The following is a 16196-nucleotide window of genomic DNA, read 5'->3' as shown; positions in this document are numbered from 1 at the left end:
TGGAGTGCGTTCCCGCCTCTGGCCGAAAGGCGACAAGCTCCCCATCTAATCTTTCAGATAGGCGGATCACTCGATCCAGGATCTGCCGGCGGCGCCCCTTGTTGGCGCCGTTTGTTTTTGGGCCTCGCCCCGGCCGCACGCAATGGCGCTATCGCGCATCGCAACTGGACGCTGGGCCTCCGCTTCGTTAAGCCCAGATCATGTTCGTTCTTGCCCATCTATCCGATCCGCATCTCGGTCCCCTGCCACGCCCGCGCACGATGGAGCTCGCCTCCAAGCGCATGATTGGCTACGTCAACTGGCAGCGAAACCGTGTCCGCTCACTCGGCGGCCAGGTTCTGGCCGGCCTGATCGAGGACATGCTGGCGCGAAAGCCAGACCACATCGCCGTCACCGGCGACCTGGTCAACATCGCGCTGCCGGCCGAGATCGTCGCGGCCGGAGAGTGGCTGAAGGCAGTCGGCGCACCGCACGACGTCTCGTTCGTTCCCGGCAATCACGACGCCTATGTTCCAGGCGTCCTCGCCAAGGCGCTGGCGCTCTGGGCGCCCTACGCGACGGGCGACGACGGGCTTTCGCTCGGCCGCGTCACCTTCCCCTATCTTCGTCGGCGCGGCCCCGCCGCCATCATCGGCGTTTCGAGCGCCCGCGCCTCCGGCCCGTTCATGGCGACCGGCCATGTCGACGCGCAATGCCTGCCGGCGCTGCGCGACCGGCTGATCCGCGCCCGGGAAGACGGGCTTTTCCGCGTCGTGCTGATCCACCATCCGCCATTCAAGCACGCGACGGGCTGGCACAAGCGACTGGTCGGAGCCGGCCGGATCCGCGCCATCATCAAGGAAGTCGGCGCCGAACTGATCCTGCATGGCCACACCCATATCGACAGCTTCGAAAGCATCGAGGGGCCGCACGGCCGCGTGCCGGTGATCGGTGTCCCCTCGGCCGCCAACGCGCCGGGCGGCCATAAGCCGGCCGGGCGCTACAATCTGTTCGGCATTGAAGGCGAGCCGGGCAATTGGCGCTGCTCGCTGGTCGAGCGCGGCTATGGCGCACCGGGATCGGGCATCGAAGTGATCCGCGAACGCAACGTCGGCTAAAGGCAGGAAGCGCGTCCCGTCGAAGCCGTCGGCTTATGCCGGCGCAACTGCCTTCGTCTCCAGGAACTCGCCGCGCAATTCCTGCCAGCCATGCTGGACAATGGATTGGCCGAGCAGCCAGCGCTGGCGGCTGGTTTCATTCGGGTTGTCGAGGGCCGAACGCCAGATGCGTTTTGCCGCCTCTGGCTCCCCATGGGTGTAGAGGCAGGTCGCGTAGGTGTGCCGAGCCAGGAACAGATCGCCCTTCTCGCACTCCGTCCCCCGCTTGGCCGCTTGCAGCGCCAGCATCGGCCGGTTCTTGGCAAGATAATGGGCGGAGAGATTGAGCCAGTAGGTAGCGATCTTCGGTCGATCCAGCCTTCGATCACGGATGGCCTCACCCTCGCGTCCGATGTCAAAGACCATCGACTTGATCAATCGGCTGATCGTCCGGTTCTGGCCAAACCAATCCAGCGTATGATGCCCGGCAAATGGCATCTTTATCGGCGTCAGCGGATGACGTGCGGTTATCAGATCCGCGTGCTTCTTATCATTGCTGTTGAAGGGATCGTAAAAGAGATAACCGCCACCAATCGGCGCAATCTCCGACACGACGTCATAGCGGCATTCGAGACCGGTCTGCTCGGCCTGCCAGCGCTGTTCCCATGGAAACCGGGTCATGTCCGGCGAGTATTGCGGCGCAAACAGCAGCACTCGCGACAGGGAAAGCCGTTCGGAGAAGTTTATGGCGCCATAGGCGCCCATGCTGGAGCCATAGCCAACCCGTTCCCGGCCCGCCAAACGCTGATTGATCCGCTCGACGACTTCATCCATCTCCTCGCGCTGGTACCAATGGTTGCCATGCGATTTTATGGCGATGACATTGATGCTGTTCGTCGAAAAGTAGCGCAGTCCGAATGGCGGCCGGTCCGGGTCCAGGATATTTGACCAGGGATCGAAACAGACGACCGTCGGGCCATCATCTTTGATTTCCGCCTGCACCTGGTAGGAATGACCAGAAAAAATCTCTTCCATGTGCAAATTCTCTACTTGCCAATCGGACATAATTTTTAGATTAGTTCAAACTTAAATCTAATCTATACTCTATGGAATTCAGAACTTAGCTGAATCCAGGCAATATATCCAATATCGGAAAAGCTCCCTGTGCCGCAAATGCAAACACGCACGGCGCCCTCGGGAAGTTACTTCCCGATAGCACATGCGATTACGGTCACGCAGAAAAGGAGCGATGCGCGGCCCAGCCAGACGCTTGCGCTAAAGGCGGATAAGGCTGCCTAGCCGCCGACATGCACCCAGGCATAGGCGAGCAGCGTCACGACGCCGACGAGCAGGCCGCCCAGAAACGCCGCGACGATCCAGCCGGCACGGGCATTGGACACGGCGCGAGCCGGCGCTTCGGCAGGAAGCTCTTTTCGCGAAAATGTCCGGCGTTCCCGACGCGGCGCATCCTGCTGCGCGGCGCGACGGAGCAGCCAGTCGCCTTCCAGCGCGCGATCGCGCTCGATGATCCGCTCGGCGACGTAATGCATGACGCAATCGGCCATGTCGTCGAGATCGGCGGTTTCGAGAATGACGGTGCGGCCGAGCCGCGTATCCTTGAGGAAGCGATAGGTGCGCCGGTCGCGCGCCATGGTGACGAAGGACGTCATGTCGATCCAGAAGCGCGGCTGGCTGCCGGTGTCGATCTCCGCCACGAACTGGTCGTCGCCTTCGGGAACTTCCGCGAAGACGCCGCGCAATTCATCGGCCAGCATGTCGAGCCGGGCCCGTTCGGCGTCCCTCAGTTCCACCACGACGTCCGCGCGCTCCGCCTCCGCCAGTCGAACCTTGCGGATCGCATCGCCGAGGTGGCGCACATTGGTTGGCGATCCCTGCCTGCCGCTGGCGTCGTTCATCCGTTGACTCCGTCAGTACGCGACGATCTTCTCGGCATCCTAGCAAATCCGCGCAACCGCCGCACCCATCGATCGGCGCGGACGCAATCGCCGACAGGAGTGTTGCCGATGAACGACATCCCCGCCCCGGTCGCGCGGGTTCGCGATGCCTCGCACGGCCTCGGTCTCCAGATCGAACTTCGCGTCATGGACGTTTCGGCACGGACGGCAGAAGAAGCCGCTGCCGCCTGTGGCTGCGCGGTCGGCGCCATCGTCAAATCGCTGGTGTTTCGCGGGCTGGCGAGCGGCAAGCCGATCCTGCTGCTGGTTTCGGGCGCCAATCGCGTCGACGAGGCGAAAGTCGCCGGGACCATCGGCGAGGCGATCGAGCGGCCGGACGCCGCCTTTGTGCGCCAGGCCACCGGCTTTGCCATTGGCGGCATCCCGCCCTTCGCGCATGCGACGCCGATTTCGAGCTATTTCGACCGCGATCTCCTGAACCACGATCGCGTCTGGGCGGCGGCCGGAACGCCGCATGCCGTCTTCGCCGTCGACCCGCAGGCGCTGCGATCCGTCATCGGCGCTCCGGTCATTGTGATGGGATGATCGCAGAAAAGCGCGGGAACGGCTTGAGATCGCCTGAATTCTGACGATTATCGCCGCCGGGTCGAGATGGTTACGGAGAGATGATGATGCGATTCGCCTGGATCGCCGGCGTGATGCTTGCGGCGACTGCCGTGCTTCCCGCCAGCGCCGACGTGATCTACCCGCGCGGACTGGTTAAGGCCCCGGAGACGCTCGACCCGCAGAAGGCCGCGACCTTCAACGAGACCCCGATCCTCTACGACCTGTTTGAAGGCCTGGTGACGCTCGATGGCGATGGCCGGACGGTGCCGGGCGCGGCCGAAAGCTGGAGCATCTCGCCGGACGGCCTCGTCTATACGTTCCAGCTGCGCGACGGCGCGCGCTGGTCGAATGGCGCCGTTGTCAAATCGGACGATTTCGTCGCCTCGTTCCGCCGCCTGTTCGCGCCTGAGACCGGCGCCACCGAGACGGGACCGCTGCTCGTCATCCGGAACGCCAGTGCCGTCCAGCAGGGCAGCGCCAAGGCCGACACGCTCGGCGTCGCCGCCCCGGATGCCAAGACGCTGGAGATCACTCTGGATCGGCCGGTGCCGACCTTCCTCGGCCGCCTCGCCCTCCCCGTCGCGCTGCCGGTCAACGTCGTCTCGATCAAGAAGCTCGGCGCCGATTTCGGCACGACGGGCAATATCGTCTCGAACGGTGCCTATCGCCTCGCGGCCATCGACAAGAAGGATGGCTACATCCTCGTCAAGAACCCGCGCTTCCGCGATGCGAAGACGCTGCCGATCGACAGCGTCGTCTACAAGCCGTTCGAGGATGTCGCCGGCTGCGTAGACGCCTATCGCGCCAAGGCGGTGCTTTCCTGCCCGGACGTTCCGGCCGAAATCCTGCCGGCGCTGCGCGAGGAGTTCGGCTCCGCGCTGCAGCTCGCGCCCTATCCCGGCACCTATTATTTCGCCATCAACACGGCCAAGCCGCCCTTCGACAAGGTCGAGGTGCGCCGCGCGCTGTCGCTCGCCATCGACCGCGAAGCACTCGCCCGCACCGCCTGGTCCGGCGCGATGATCCCGACCGAAACGCTGGTCCCGCCGGAGCTCTCCGGCATCCCGGCCGCATCGGTGGCGCCGATCGAGACGCGCCGCGCCGAAGCGCGCACGCTGCTGGAAAAGGCAGGCTTCCAGGAAGCCAAGCTCGCCGCCCCGACACCGGAGCCCATCCAGGCCACCGACGACACGAAAACGGCACCGGCCAAGGCCACGGACAGCAAGCCTGCCGATGGCAGTGCCGCTGCCTCGGATGCGGCCAAGCCGGACGTCAGCAAGGATGTGACCAACTCGATCACCGCCAAGTCGCACGTCGCGCAGCCAGGCGATGCCCAGCCGGTCGCTCCCACCCCCAACGATGCGCCCGGCAAGTCAACGCCAGTAGAACCGACACCGGCGGACGGGGCCAACAAGGCTGAAGGCGCCCGGGCGGCGGATGCCAAGGCAGCCGCGGATGCAAAGAAGCCGGTTGAAACGGGTCCGCAGCCCTTGCGGCTGACTATCCGCGTCGGCACCGGGCTTGGCCATGAGGAAACGGCGCGCATAATTGCCGAGCAATGGCGCACGATCGGCGTCGAGGCGACGATTGTCACGGAGGCGAACCCGGCGCATTTCGCGCGGCTTCGCGACGGCGGCGATTTCGACATCGCTCGCACCGGCTGGATCGCCGACGAGGCCGATCCGATCGATCTGCTGACGGTGCTGCGCAGCGACAATGTCCGCTTCAACTATCCGCGCTACCAGAACCGCGACTATGACGCGCTGCTGGACAAGGCTGCCGTCGACATGGACGTCGAGCGGCGCAAACAGGAACTCGGCGCCGCCGCGGCATTGCTTGCCGCCGACGCGCCGATCCTTCCCGTCCTCGGATATGTGTCGCTTTCGCTGGTTTCGCCGAGCCTTTCGGGCTGGAACGCAAACCCCTACAATGTTCACCCGACCCGCTTTCTCGCGGTCAACTGAACGTTGGCGGAAGCCGCCTAGCGGCAGGACGTATAGTGGCGGCGGCCGCGATCATCGCGCCAGTAGCAGCGGCCGGTCGTGGCATCCGCGATGATGGCGCCCGTGACGGCACCAACGCCCGCGCCGATCAGCGCGCCGCCGGCCCTGCCGGTGGCCAGGCCACCGATCGCCGCGCCCGTCAGGCCGCCAACGACGGCGCCGTCACCGGTACGCGACCCTGTGGTGCAGCCTGCGAGCACGGCGCCGGACAAAGCGAGAGCGATCACTAGAGACGTTCTCTTCATTTAGACCTCCTGTGGACGGCGCGCCGGGGGACGCGTTCTGCCAAGCATGTACTCTTCAGCAATGCGGAAGGTCTGGGATGGGTTCCGGCGGAAAATCGTCCTGACAGGAACCGTCGATCGTCTCGTGGAGACGCTGAACGCGTTTTCTTCACGCGAACCGGCCCCCGCGCCGCTCAAGAACGCGCTGGATCGCGATAGCCCAAAAAGAAACGGCCGGAACGAGGTTCCGGCCGTTTCAGGAAGCTTTAGAAAGAGATTAGCGGCAGGACGTGTAGTGACGACGACCCTGACGATCCTTCCAGTAGCAACGACCGGTTGCGTCGGCGATGATTGCGCCCGTAACCGCACCGACGCCAGCGCCGATAGCCGCCGCGCCAACGCTGCCGCCAGCGAGGCCACCAATGGCCGCACCAGCGAGACCGCCGACGACAGCGCCGTCGCCAGCGCGCGAGCCGGTCGTGCAGCCTGCGACCACAGCGCCCAGAGCAACGAGCATTACGAGCGTAGAAGCCTTCTTCATCAAATCTCTCCTGTCCTTGTGAACCCCTGAGGGAGACCGTCCGATCCAACGGACCCAGTCGGTTTCCCCCCATCGGCGCTCGACCCCAACCGACCCGCATTCAAAAAGAATCGCGGGAAGCCAGGATCGCGGCCATGCACCCGTACCCCTTGAAGAGTCAGTCAGGCTCGAAGTCAAGCTAGCGGTTCACGAAGGAACAGAGAAGAGGCAAGTCGAAGCCACCCCAGTCCGGTTAATTCCTTCGTTAACCGCAGTATAAAAGTCACACAATACCGCTCGAATTACCACCGCTCGACGGACGCTCGGCGGTGACCTTGGCGCGGTAGCCGGCGGCGCGATAGACGCCGACCGGGTCGATGGCGCCGCCCTTGGCAAGGCGCGCCTTGGCGAGGATCGGCCCGACATCGGTGGTGAAGGCGCGCTTCAGCGACTGGTTCGCCATCAGCACGTCGTTCGATTGCTGGTACCCACCCAGCGCCGGACGGTCGACCAGAAGGGCCTGCGTATAGGCGCGCAGGATCTCGATGGCGCTCGTCATCAGGCTTTCGATCGGGTCGGTGACATTGTGCGACTGGTCGATCATGTAGGCAGGCGTAAAGCCCCTGGCCTTGCGGTATTCCGCATCCACCAGCTCGTTGAAGATGAGGAACAGCTGGAACGGGTTGATCGAACCGGCGTCGAGATCGTCATCGCCATACTTCGAATCGTTGAAGTGGAAGCCGGCCAGCTTCTCGAACTGGATCAGGCGCGCGACGATCATCTCGATGTTGACGTTCGGCGCATGGTGGCCGAGGTCGACGAGGCAGAACGCCTTGGGGCCGAGCTCCTGGGCGATCATGTAGTTAGTGCCCCAATCCTGCACGACCGTCGAATAGAAAGCCGGCTCATAGAGCTTGTGTTCGGTGAAAACGCGCCAGTCATCCGGCAGCGCCGCATAGACCGACTTCATCGCCTCGAGATAGTTCTCGAAGGAGCGGGTGAAATTGGACTGGCCCGGAAAGTTGGAGCCATCGCCGACCCAGACGGTCAGCGCCTTGGAGCCGAGCGCCTTGCCGATCTCGATCGTCTCGATGTTGTGCTCGATCGCCTGCGCACGCACGGCCGGATCGGTATGCGACAGCGAGCCGAACTTGTAGGAGTGCGCCTGGCCGGCGGCGTCCGAGAACGTGTTGGAGTTCATCGCATCGAAGCCGAGGCCAAGGGAATCGGCCTTCGCCTTCAGATCCTTGATGTCGGCCTTGTCCCAGGGGTGATGCAGCGAGACGGTCGGCGTGGCGCGGGTCAGCTGGTTGATGACGCCGCAATCGTCGAGCTTCTCGAAGATGCCGCGCGGCTCGCCGGGGCCGGCGAAACGGGCAAAGCGCGTGCCGCCCGTACCAACACCCCAGGAAGGCACGGCAACGGAGAAGGCCGCGACCTTGCGGGTGATGGCGTCGATGTCGATGCCGCGCCGGTCGAGCTGCTCGCCAAGCGAGGAATAATCGTTGGCGAGCGCTGCTTCCTCGGCCTTGTTCTTTTCGGCCAGAAGATCGGAAGAGATCGGAAGATCGGTCATGTGGCGGGTCCTCCCCAAGCCTTAGTTTCATGGAACGGCCCGCCCTAGGGAGCGGACTGAAATCCAGCCAGCTCCGTCATCCCCGCGAAGGCGGGGATCCATTCAGCCGAGGCGGCCTCAGGCTGAATGGATCCCGGGTCAGGCCCGGGATGACGGCGAGGTTGGGACCTCTTACCTCGTGAACGAGATGACGTTGCCCGCATCCACGTTGATGATGTTGCCGGTCGACTTGTTGGAAAGGTCGGCGGCGAGGAAGTAGGCGGCCTCGGCGATGTCTTCCGGGAACACGCTGCGCTTCAGCAGCGAACGGTTGCGGTAGAATTCCTCGAGATCGTCCTCGCCGACCTTGTTGGATTCCGCGCGCTGATGACGCCACTCGCCCTGCCAGATCTTCGAGCCGCGCAGAACCGCGTCCGGATTGATCGTGTTGACGCGGATGCCGAACGGCGCGCCTTCCAGCGCCAGGCAGCGGGCGAGATGGATCTCGGCCGCCTTGGCGGTGCAATAGGCCGAGGCACCTGCCGAAGCCGCGAGGCCGTTCTTCGAGGCGATGAAGACGATCGAGCCGCCGAGCTTCTGCGTCTTCATGATCCGATAAGCGGAGCGCGAGACGAGGAAATAGCCGGTGGCGAGGATCGCGATGTTCTTGTCCCACATCTCGATCGTCGTCTCCTCGAACGGCGCCGCCGACGAGATGCCAGCATTGGAGACGAGGATATCGATGCCGCCGAACTCGATCAGCGTGTCGTGGAACGCCTTTTCGACGGCCGCTTCGCTGGTGACGTTGGCGATGACGCCGCGGATATTGTCCTTGCCGAACTTGGCGCCGAGACCGGCGACCGTGCTGTCCAGCGCGCTCTGATCGATATCGGCGATCATGACGACCGCGCCTTCCTGCAGGTAGCGGATGGCGGTGGCCGAACCGATGCCACCGGCGCCGCCGGTGATGAAGGCGATGCGGCCGGCAAGCGACTTCGCCTTCGGCATGCGCTGCAGCTTGGCTTCCTCAAGCAGCCAATATTCGATGTCGAAGGCTTCCTGCTCGTCGAGGCCGACATAGGTCGAGACGGTCGAGGCGCCGCGCATGACGTTGACGGCGTTGACATAGAACTCGCCGGCGATGCGGGCGGTCGCCTTGTCGCGGGCAAAGGTGATCATGCCGACGCCGGGGACCAGGTAAACGACGGCGTTGGGATCGCGCATCGCCGGGCTGTTGTCGTGCTTGCAGCGCTCGTAATAGGCGGCGTAATCGGCGCGATAAGCGTCGAGCGCGCCATCAAGGCCGGCCAGCACCTCGTCGAGATTATCCTTGGCCGGGTCGTAATCGACGACCAGCGGACGGATCTTGGTGCGCAGGAAATGGTCCGGGCAGGACGTGCCCAGGGCTGCCAATGCGCGAAGCTGAGCGGAATTGACGAATTCGAGCACGGCCGGCTGGTCGTCGAAGTGACCGACCTTCGATTCCGTCTTGCCGATGCGGCCACGGATCTGCGGCATCAGGGCGGCCGCGACGGCGCGGCGCTTGTCGGCGTCGAGCGACTGCGAGACGGCGCCGCCGAAGATCGGCTTGCCCTGCGTCTCCTTGGCGAACCATTCGATCGCCTTGTTGATGATCTCGAGCGTCAGCTCATAGACGCCCTTGGACGTATCAGCCCAGGTGAAGAGGCCGTGGCTCTCGAGCACGACGCCCTTGGCATTGGGGTTTTCCTTGGCGAACTTCGACAGCCACAGGCCGAGCTCGAAGCCCGGGCGCTTCCACGGCAGCCAGCCGATGGCATCGCCATAGATCTGCTGCGTCAGTTCCTTCGAGTTCTTCGAAGCGGCGATGGCGATGATCGCGTCGGGGTGCATGTGATCGACATGCGCATAGGGCACGTAGGCGTGCAGCGGCGTGTCGATCGAGGCGGCGCGCGGGTTCAGGTTGAAGGTGCAATGCGGCAGCAGGCCGACCATCTCGTCTTCATGCGCGAGGCCGCGATAGATGCCCTTCAGCGCTTCGAGCTTGTCCTGGTAGAGCGTCGAGAAGCCGTCGAGCTTCATCGAGCCGACATCGCCGCCGGAGCCCTTGACCCAGAGCACGGTGGCGTCCTGGCCGGAGAGCGGGTCCTTCTCAACGACCTTTGCCGATGTATTGCCGCCACCGAAATTGGTGATCCGCTTGTCGGAACCGAGCAGGTTCGAGCGATACAGCAGAAGCTCGGATTCGCTCAGGCCGTTGGCCTTGGCGTCGTCCCAGCGATTGTCGAGAAGGTGCGATGAAGCGGGTTCGGTCATGATCGGAGCTGCTCTTGATCGGTCGCCGCTTCGCTGTGCGAGCGCATTCGGATCGGCGAACCATCCACGGGGGACGTCGCTCGGCCTTCTTCAGCCGAGGACCACGCAATTGCGCCCATGATCTGTCAGCAGGCTCGGCGCTTGTCAATCAAAAGCAGTCAGATCAGAGCGATATCGCAGTGCGATATGATTGATAATGATTATTTCGCAGCGCATCATTGTCGATGATGATCGTTTCTGATTGACAATTATCGGAAAGCTTGGAAAATCCGGTCAGTTGGAGGGGCGAATGCACGAAATCGAGCGTCACAGAATCATCCTCGGCGAGGTGGCCGAGCGCCCCGTCGCCACGGTGGCGCAGCTTGTCGGCCTGACCGGTGCATCCGAAGCCACGATCCGTCGCGACATCACGGCGCTCAACGATGTCGGCCAGCTGCGCAAGGTGCGCGGCGGGGCGGAGCGCCTGCATGGCGAACACAGCATCAACAGCCTGATGACGCCGGCCTTCGAGGAAACCCGCCTGCAAAACCTCGGCGCCAAGCGGGCGATCGCGCAGGCCGCGGCCAATCTCGTCGAGGACGGCGAAGCGATCATCGTCAATGGCGGCACGACGACCTATTGCCTCGGTCCCTTCATCGCCGAGCGCAAGCTGCATGTGCTGACCAATTCACTCGATCTCGCGCTCTATCTCATCGCCAATGGCGATTGCCAGGTCGTGCTGCCGGGCGGCGACATCCATCGCGAACAGCGCATGGTCGTCAGCCCCTATTCGAACGACACGGTGATCGAGCATTTCTACGCCGCCAAATATTTCCTCGGCGCCCATGCCATCCGCCGCCAGGGCCTGATCGAGGGCGATCCCGTCCTGATCAAGGCCGAGCAGAAGATGCTGAAGCAGGCCGAGCAGGTGATCGCGCTCGTCGACGGCTCGAAATTCCAGCCGCGCGGCAGCCTCATCCTTTGCCCGCTGACCCAGCTCGACCGGGTCATCACCGATAGTTCCGCGCCGCAGGAAGCCTGCGACATGCTCCGGGACGCCGGCGTCATCGTCGATGTCGTCGAGTTCGAACCGGAGAGTTGATGCACCCATAATCGCCAATCCCGGCCAACAAGAAAAACGGCGAAAAGCCGAAGTTCAAGGGAAACGCCACGTTATGCAGCCGATCCTCGCACTCGACGGGGTCTCGAAGTCGTTCGCCGGCGTACACGCGCTGAAGAACGTCTCCTTCGATGTCCGACCGGGCGAAGTGCATGCGCTCATGGGAGAGAACGGCGCGGGAAAGTCGACGCTGATCAAGGTCATGGCGGGCGTCCATGCCCCCGACAGCGGCGAAATCCACGTCAATGGCGACACGGTGCGCTTCACCTCGCCGCGAGAAGCGCGCGCCGCCGGCATCGCCACCGTCTACCAGGAACTCCTGCTCTTCCCCGAGCTCTCCGTCGCCGAGAACATCTTCCTCGGCCATGCGCCGCGCACCACCATGAACGCGCTCGACTGGACGAAGATGCGCAACGAGGCGCGCCGTCTGCTCGACGATCTCGATAGCCACGACCTCGACGTCGATGCCCGCGTCGGCAGCCTTTCGGTCGCCAACCGCCAGCGCGTCGAGATCGCCAAGGCGCTGTCGCAGGACGCGCGCGTGCTGATCATGGACGAGCCGACGGCAGCCCTTGCCGACGCCGATGCGCGCCGGCTGATGGATGTCGTCCGCCGCCTGCGCGATCGCGGCGTCGCCATCGTCTATGTCTCGCACCGCATGCCCGAGATTTTCGCGCTCGCCACCCGCGTCACGGTTCTGCGCGACGGGTCCTATGTCGGCACCAGCGATATCGGCGACATCACCGAGGCCGACCTGGTCTCGATGATGGTCGGCCGCCCCGTCGACCAGCTCTATCCAAAGGCCAACGTCGATATCGGCGCGCCGGTGATCGAACTCCGCAACGTCGGTTTTCGCGACGAGGTCGAGGATATTTCCTTCACCATCCGCGCCGGCGAGATCGTCGGCATTGCCGGGCTGATCGGCTCCGGCCGCACGGAATTGGCGCTGACCATCTTCGGCATCACACCGGCCACCTCGGGCGAGATATTGCTCGACGGCAAGCCGATTGCCATCACCAGCCCCAAGCAGGCGCGAGATCTCGGCATCGCCTATGTGCCGGAAGATCGCGGCCTGCAGGGCCTGATCAAATCGCAGACGATCCGCGAGAACCTGTCGCTGCCACTGCTCGACCGGATCTCGACCGCCACCATCGTCAACCGCGCCAAGGAATCCGCTTTGGCGCGCGAACTGATCAAGCGTTTTGGCGTCCGCGCTCGCGGCCCGGAACAGCGCGTCAAGCAGCTATCCGGCGGCAACCAGCAGAAGGTTGTGCTGGCGAAATGGGTCGCGACCGAGCCGCGCGTGCTGATCATGGACGAGCCGACGCGCGGCATCGATGTCGGCGCCAAGGCCGAAATCCACGCGCTGATGAGCCGGCTCGCCGCGCAGGGCCTCGCGATCCTGATGATCTCCAGCGAATTGCCGGAGGTGCTCGGCATGAGCGACCGCGTGCTGGTCATGAACAATGGCCGCATCGTCGCCGAGTTCGACCGCGCGCATGCGACGCCGGACAGCGTCGGCACCGCCATGATGAAAAGTGAAACCCTGGCGGAGGTCGCCTGATGTCCGCATCCCTTTCCACCGCGCCGCGCGCGGCACCCGCCATGCGCCCCTGGAAGCGCATCGCCGCCTATGGCCAGGAATTCATCCTGCTCGGCGCGATCCTGGCGCTGTGCATCGTCGTCGGTATCGTCAATCCGCGCTTTCTCGGCGCCAATAACCTGACCAACATCTTCGCCGGCAACGCCTATATCGCGGTCGCCGCGATCGGCATGTCGCTGGTGATCATCTCCGGCCATATCGACGTGGCCGTCGGCTCGCTGATCGGCGTGCTGGCAACGGTTTCCGGCCTGCTTGCCGTCAACGGCTATCCGATCTGGCTCGCCTGGCTGGCACCCATCGTCATCGGCGTGATCGTCAATGCCGGCGTCGGCTCGCTGGTCGCCTATCTGCGCATCCCGTCGATCGTCGTGACGCTGGGCATGTTGTCGATCCTGAAGGGCGGCCTGATCAGCATCACCTCCGGCGCCTGGATCACCAATCTGCCGGAAAACTACCTGATCGCGCAGTTCCGCCTGTTCGGCATTCCCTCGCCGGTCTGGTTCATGGTGATCCTGACCGCGCTGGTCGCGCTCTGGATGCGCTATTCCGCCTTCGGACGGACGATCTATGCCATCGGCGGCAATGTCGAGGCAGCCCGCGTCGCCGGCATCCGGGTCGAGCGTTCGACGGTCCTCGTCTTCGCCATCCATGGCGCCTTCGCCGGCATCGCGGCGGTGTTGTTCGCAACCCAGTTGCAGGTCATCCAGTCGACCGTCCCGCCCAATCTGGAGCTGACCGTGATCACCGCCTCCGTCGTCGGCGGCGTCTCGATCCTCGGCGGCACCGGCACGGTGATCGGTTCGACCCTCGCGGCGATCCTGTTCGCGGCTATCGCCTCCTCGCTCATCTTCCTCAACGTCTCCGCCTATTGGCTGCGCTCGGTCCAGGGTCTGCTGATCCTGATCACCGTGCTCGCCGACATGGCGCGTCGACGCCGGCTCCGGTGATTGCCACGATGACCGCAAATTTCCGCTCGCTGCTTCGGCACGAAACCATCCTCGCCGTCCTGCTGGTTCTGGTGCTCGGCGCACTGGCAACCCAGTCGGATCGCTTCTTCACCACCGCCAATCTGCTCAACCAGGGCCGCCTGATGGCCGAGGTTGGACTGGTCGCGCTGGTGATGACCTTCGTCATCGTCACCGGCGGCATCGATCTCTCCGTCGGCTCGATCCTCGGCCTGACGGCGATCCTGCTCGGCGTGTTCTGGCAAAATCTCGGCATGCCGCTGCCCGTCGCCATGGTGCTCGCCATCATTGCCGGCGGTATTGGCGGCCTGGTCAACGGACTGATCATCACACGCTTCAAGGTGCCGCCACTGATCGCGACGCTGGCGACGCTGGCGCTCTATCGCGGTTTGGCCGAGGGCATCAGCCAGGCGCGCTCGGTACGCGGCTATCCGGAATGGTTCTATGTGCTCGGCCAGGGCGATGTCTGGGGCGTGCCCACCCAGCTCTGGATCCTTGGCGCGCTGGTGATCGTTGCCGGCGTCATCCTCGGCCTGACCACCTTCGGCCGCGCCACCTACGCGACCGGCGCCAACGAGACGGGCGCCCGCTTTTCCGGCATAGGCGTCGATCGCGCCAAGTTGCTGATCTACACTGCGTCCGGCCTCGTCGCCGGGCTTGCCGGCGTCATCTTCGTCTCGCGCGTCTCGACGACGCGCTCCGACATGGGCACCGGGCTCGAGCTCGATGTCATCACGGCGGTGGTGCTGGGCGGCACGTCGATCTTCGGCGGGCGCGGCACCATCATCGGCACGGTACTCGGCCTGATACTCATGCAGGCGCTGAAGAACGGTCTCGCTCTATCCGGGGTCAAGGGCGACGGCACCATCGTCGTCATCGGCCTCGTTCTCATTCTCGCGATTGTCGCGAGCAATATCTTCAGCCGCGACGGCGAAGGCTGATCGGGAGGGGACGCGCGGGTCTCGCCGTTAAAAAAGACCCGCCGTCATTTTGGAGGAGAACTATGATGTTGAAGAAATCGATCGCGCTCGCGCTCGGCCTCGGCCTTGGCGTCAGCATGTGCAGCGGTGTGGCTTTCGCGGCGACCTGGACCGGCGGCGACGACCTGCCGACCAACCCGCTCGCCTGCGACGGCACGGCCGCCCCGGCCGTGGCAAAGCCCTATGACGGCGGCGAGCCGACCAACGCCCCCGACCGCAAGGGCAAGCCGATCAAGGTCGTCGACGTGCCGAAGCTGATCGGCATCGGCTACTTCAATGCCACCTCGAAGGGCATTGCCGACGCCGCCAAGGAACTTGGCAACGTTGAGGCCAAGACCGACGGACCGACCCAGGCGAACATCGACCAGCAGATCTCGTTCATCGACAACTACATCACCTCGGGCGTCGACGGCATCCTGTTCGCCGCCAACGATCCGGTCGCCATTGCGCCCGTGCTGAAGAAGGCGCTGGCCGCCGGCATCAACGTCGTCGGTTACGACGCCAACTCCGAGCCGAATGCTCGCCAGTGGTTCGTCAACCAGGCCGAGTTCAACGGCATCGGCAAGGCGCTGGTCGACAACATGGCCAAGGAAATCGGCGAGGACGGCTCGTTCGCCATCGTCACCTCGACCTTCACCACGCCGAACCAGGCGCGCTGGATCTCGGAAATGGCGGCCTATCAGGAGAAGTGCCATCCCAAGATGAAGTGGCTGGAGACGGTTGAAGCCCAGGAAGACAACGTCCTGTCCTTCAACCAGGCCACGACGCTGATCAACAAGCATGGCGCTGACTTGAAGGGCATCTTCGGCATGACCTCGGTTGCGACCCCGGCTTCCGCCGAGGCTGTCACCCAGGCCGGCCAGTGCGGCAAGGTCGCCGTCATCGGCCTCGCCACGCCGAACGCGATGAAGCCCTATGTCGAGAAGGACTGCGTCAAGTCGGTCGTTCTCTGGAACCCTGTCGATCTCGGCTATGCCGCGATGCAGGTCCTGCGCGCCACTGCCGATGGCGACCTGAAAGCCGGCGCGACCTCGGTCAAGGCCGGCAAGCTCGGTGAACTCCAGGTGATCAACGGCTCCGAGATTCTTCTCGGCGCGCCGTACACCTTCACCAAGGAAAACATCAAGGACTTCGACTTCTAGTCGAAGCGTTTTTGACGCGGGGCATGGTTGGCCATGCCTCGCGTTTCTTTTTGAGTGTGCTTTATCCCCATGTAGTCAGCCCTTCCTTCACCTCTCCCTGAGGCAGAGGTCGGAGCGAAGCTCCGGGTGAGGGTTTAGGGAACTATCCGGTGAGGCCGTAAACCCTCACCCGCCGACCTTCGGTCGTCGACCTCTCCCTCAGGGAGAGGTGA

The 16196-nt window shown here is 64.1% G+C and carries 14 protein-coding genes; 8 read left to right on the top strand and 6 right to left on the bottom strand.

Translation table 11 applies throughout. The features are described 5' to 3' along the window. Window positions 1-200: 200 nt before the first annotated feature. Entirely contained in the window at window positions 201-1097 is an 897-nt protein-coding gene (locus tag OSH12_RS06930; RefSeq protein WP_266342793.1) for a metallophosphoesterase family protein, read from the top strand. Window positions 1098-1130: 33 nt separating this feature from the next. On the opposite strand, the gene OSH12_RS06925 is transcribed toward OSH12_RS06930, so the two are convergent. Further along, window positions 1131-2111 (bottom strand): tetratricopeptide repeat protein, encoded by a 981-nt coding sequence (locus tag OSH12_RS06925; RefSeq protein WP_266342792.1) that lies wholly within the window; start codon window positions 2109-2111, stop codon window positions 1131-1133. 260 nt (window positions 2112-2371) lie between these two features. Beyond that, on the bottom strand, window positions 2372-2992 hold the full coding sequence (locus OSH12_RS06920) for a hypothetical protein (RefSeq protein ID WP_266342791.1): 621 nt from the start codon (window positions 2990-2992) through the stop codon (window positions 2372-2374). A gap of 108 nt (window positions 2993-3100) precedes the next feature. On the opposite strand from OSH12_RS06920, the gene OSH12_RS06915 reads away from it, so the two are divergent. Continuing rightward, window positions 3101-3577, top strand: coding sequence for a YbaK/EbsC family protein (locus OSH12_RS06915; protein ID WP_266342790.1), 477 nt, complete (start codon window positions 3101-3103; stop codon window positions 3575-3577). A gap of 80 nt (window positions 3578-3657) precedes the next feature. Further along, window positions 3658-5562 carry a peptide ABC transporter substrate-binding protein gene (locus OSH12_RS06910; protein ID WP_266342789.1) on the top strand — a complete coding sequence of 635 codons (1905 nt, stop codon included), beginning with the start codon at window positions 3658-3660 and terminating at the stop codon, window positions 5560-5562. A gap of 17 nt (window positions 5563-5579) precedes the next feature. On the opposite strand, the gene OSH12_RS06905 is transcribed toward OSH12_RS06910, so the two are convergent. The 4 genes from OSH12_RS06905 to OSH12_RS06890 form a co-directional block, all read right to left on the bottom strand. After that, window positions 5580-5846 (bottom strand): glycine zipper domain-containing protein, encoded by a 267-nt coding sequence (locus tag OSH12_RS06905; RefSeq protein ID WP_266342788.1) that lies wholly within the window; start codon window positions 5844-5846, stop codon window positions 5580-5582. A 256-nt stretch (window positions 5847-6102) separates the two neighbouring features. Further along, the gene (locus OSH12_RS06900; RefSeq protein WP_266342787.1) at window positions 6103-6366 is read right to left on the bottom strand and encodes a glycine zipper domain-containing protein; all 264 of its coding nucleotides are present in this window, start codon (window positions 6364-6366) and stop codon (window positions 6103-6105) included. Window positions 6367-6628: 262 nt separating this feature from the next. After that, the gene (rhaI, locus tag OSH12_RS06895; protein ID WP_266342786.1) at window positions 6629-7921 is read right to left on the bottom strand and encodes an L-rhamnose catabolism isomerase; all 1293 of its coding nucleotides are present in this window, start codon (window positions 7919-7921) and stop codon (window positions 6629-6631) included. Between the two features lie 171 nt (window positions 7922-8092). Further along, the gene (locus OSH12_RS06890; protein ID WP_266342785.1) at window positions 8093-10195 is read right to left on the bottom strand and encodes a bifunctional rhamnulose-1-phosphate aldolase/short-chain dehydrogenase; all 2103 of its coding nucleotides are present in this window, start codon (window positions 10193-10195) and stop codon (window positions 8093-8095) included. 289 nt (window positions 10196-10484) lie between these two features. Between OSH12_RS06890 and OSH12_RS06885 the strand changes: the two genes are divergently transcribed. The 5 genes from OSH12_RS06885 to OSH12_RS06865 all read left to right on the top strand — a co-directional run bounded on the left by OSH12_RS06885 (window position 10485) and on the right by OSH12_RS06865 (window position 15984). Next, a complete protein-coding gene (locus tag OSH12_RS06885) occupies window positions 10485-11276 on the top strand; it encodes a DeoR/GlpR family DNA-binding transcription regulator (RefSeq protein ID WP_266342784.1) in 792 nt (263 codons plus the stop codon). Window positions 11277-11349: 73 nt separating this feature from the next. Further along, window positions 11350-12858 carry a sugar ABC transporter ATP-binding protein gene (locus OSH12_RS06880; RefSeq protein ID WP_266342783.1) on the top strand — a complete coding sequence of 503 codons (1509 nt, stop codon included), beginning with the start codon at window positions 11350-11352 and terminating at the stop codon, window positions 12856-12858. Then, entirely contained in the window at window positions 12858-13844 is a 987-nt protein-coding gene (locus OSH12_RS06875) for an ABC transporter permease (RefSeq protein WP_266342782.1), read from the top strand. The genes OSH12_RS06880 and OSH12_RS06875 overlap by 1 nt, the downstream gene beginning before the upstream one ends. An 8-nt stretch (window positions 13845-13852) precedes the next feature. Next, window positions 13853-14803, top strand: coding sequence for an ABC transporter permease (locus OSH12_RS06870; protein ID WP_266342781.1), 951 nt, complete (start codon window positions 13853-13855; stop codon window positions 14801-14803). A 65-nt stretch (window positions 14804-14868) separates the two neighbouring features. Then, on the top strand, window positions 14869-15984 hold the full coding sequence (locus OSH12_RS06865; RefSeq protein ID WP_266343342.1) for an autoinducer 2 ABC transporter substrate-binding protein: 1116 nt from the start codon (window positions 14869-14871) through the stop codon (window positions 15982-15984). Window positions 15985-16196: the final 212 nt, after the last annotated feature.

Source organism: Kaistia terrae (assembly GCF_026344005.1).
Lineage (GTDB): Bacteria > Pseudomonadota > Alphaproteobacteria > Rhizobiales > Kaistiaceae > Kaistia > Kaistia terrae.
This window is presented reverse-complemented; position numbering and strand designations above follow the sequence as displayed.

Bases quoted from the DNA above. Each gene is read 5' to 3' on its own strand.
- OSH12_RS06885 (WP_266342784.1), top strand. From the start codon at position 10,485: ATGCACGAAATCGAGCGTCACAGAATCATCCTCGGCGAGGTGGCCGAG.
- OSH12_RS06925 (WP_266342792.1), bottom strand. From the start codon at position 2,111: ATGGAAGAGATTTTTTCTGGTCATTCCTACCAGGTGCAGGCGGAAATC.
- OSH12_RS06870 (WP_266342781.1), top strand. From the start codon at position 13,853: ATGACCGCAAATTTCCGCTCGCTGCTTCGGCACGAAACCATCCTCGCC.
- OSH12_RS06880 (WP_266342783.1), top strand. From the start codon at position 11,350: ATGCAGCCGATCCTCGCACTCGACGGGGTCTCGAAGTCGTTCGCCGGC.
- OSH12_RS06875 (WP_266342782.1), top strand. From the start codon at position 12,858: ATGTCCGCATCCCTTTCCACCGCGCCGCGCGCGGCACCCGCCATGCGC.
- OSH12_RS06910 (WP_266342789.1), top strand. From the start codon at position 3,658: ATGATGATGCGATTCGCCTGGATCGCCGGCGTGATGCTTGCGGCGACT.
- OSH12_RS06865 (WP_266343342.1), top strand. From the start codon at position 14,869: ATGTTGAAGAAATCGATCGCGCTCGCGCTCGGCCTCGGCCTTGGCGTC.
- OSH12_RS06905 (WP_266342788.1), bottom strand. From the start codon at position 5,846: ATGAAGAGAACGTCTCTAGTGATCGCTCTCGCTTTGTCCGGCGCCGTG.
- OSH12_RS06900 (WP_266342787.1), bottom strand. From the start codon at position 6,366: ATGAAGAAGGCTTCTACGCTCGTAATGCTCGTTGCTCTGGGCGCTGTG.
- OSH12_RS06930 (WP_266342793.1), top strand. From the start codon at position 201: ATGTTCGTTCTTGCCCATCTATCCGATCCGCATCTCGGTCCCCTGCCA.
- OSH12_RS06890 (WP_266342785.1), bottom strand. From the start codon at position 10,195: ATGACCGAACCCGCTTCATCGCACCTTCTCGACAATCGCTGGGACGAC.
- OSH12_RS06915 (WP_266342790.1), top strand. From the start codon at position 3,101: ATGAACGACATCCCCGCCCCGGTCGCGCGGGTTCGCGATGCCTCGCAC.
- rhaI (WP_266342786.1), bottom strand. From the start codon at position 7,921: ATGACCGATCTTCCGATCTCTTCCGATCTTCTGGCCGAAAAGAACAAG.
- OSH12_RS06920 (WP_266342791.1), bottom strand. From the start codon at position 2,992: ATGAACGACGCCAGCGGCAGGCAGGGATCGCCAACCAATGTGCGCCAC.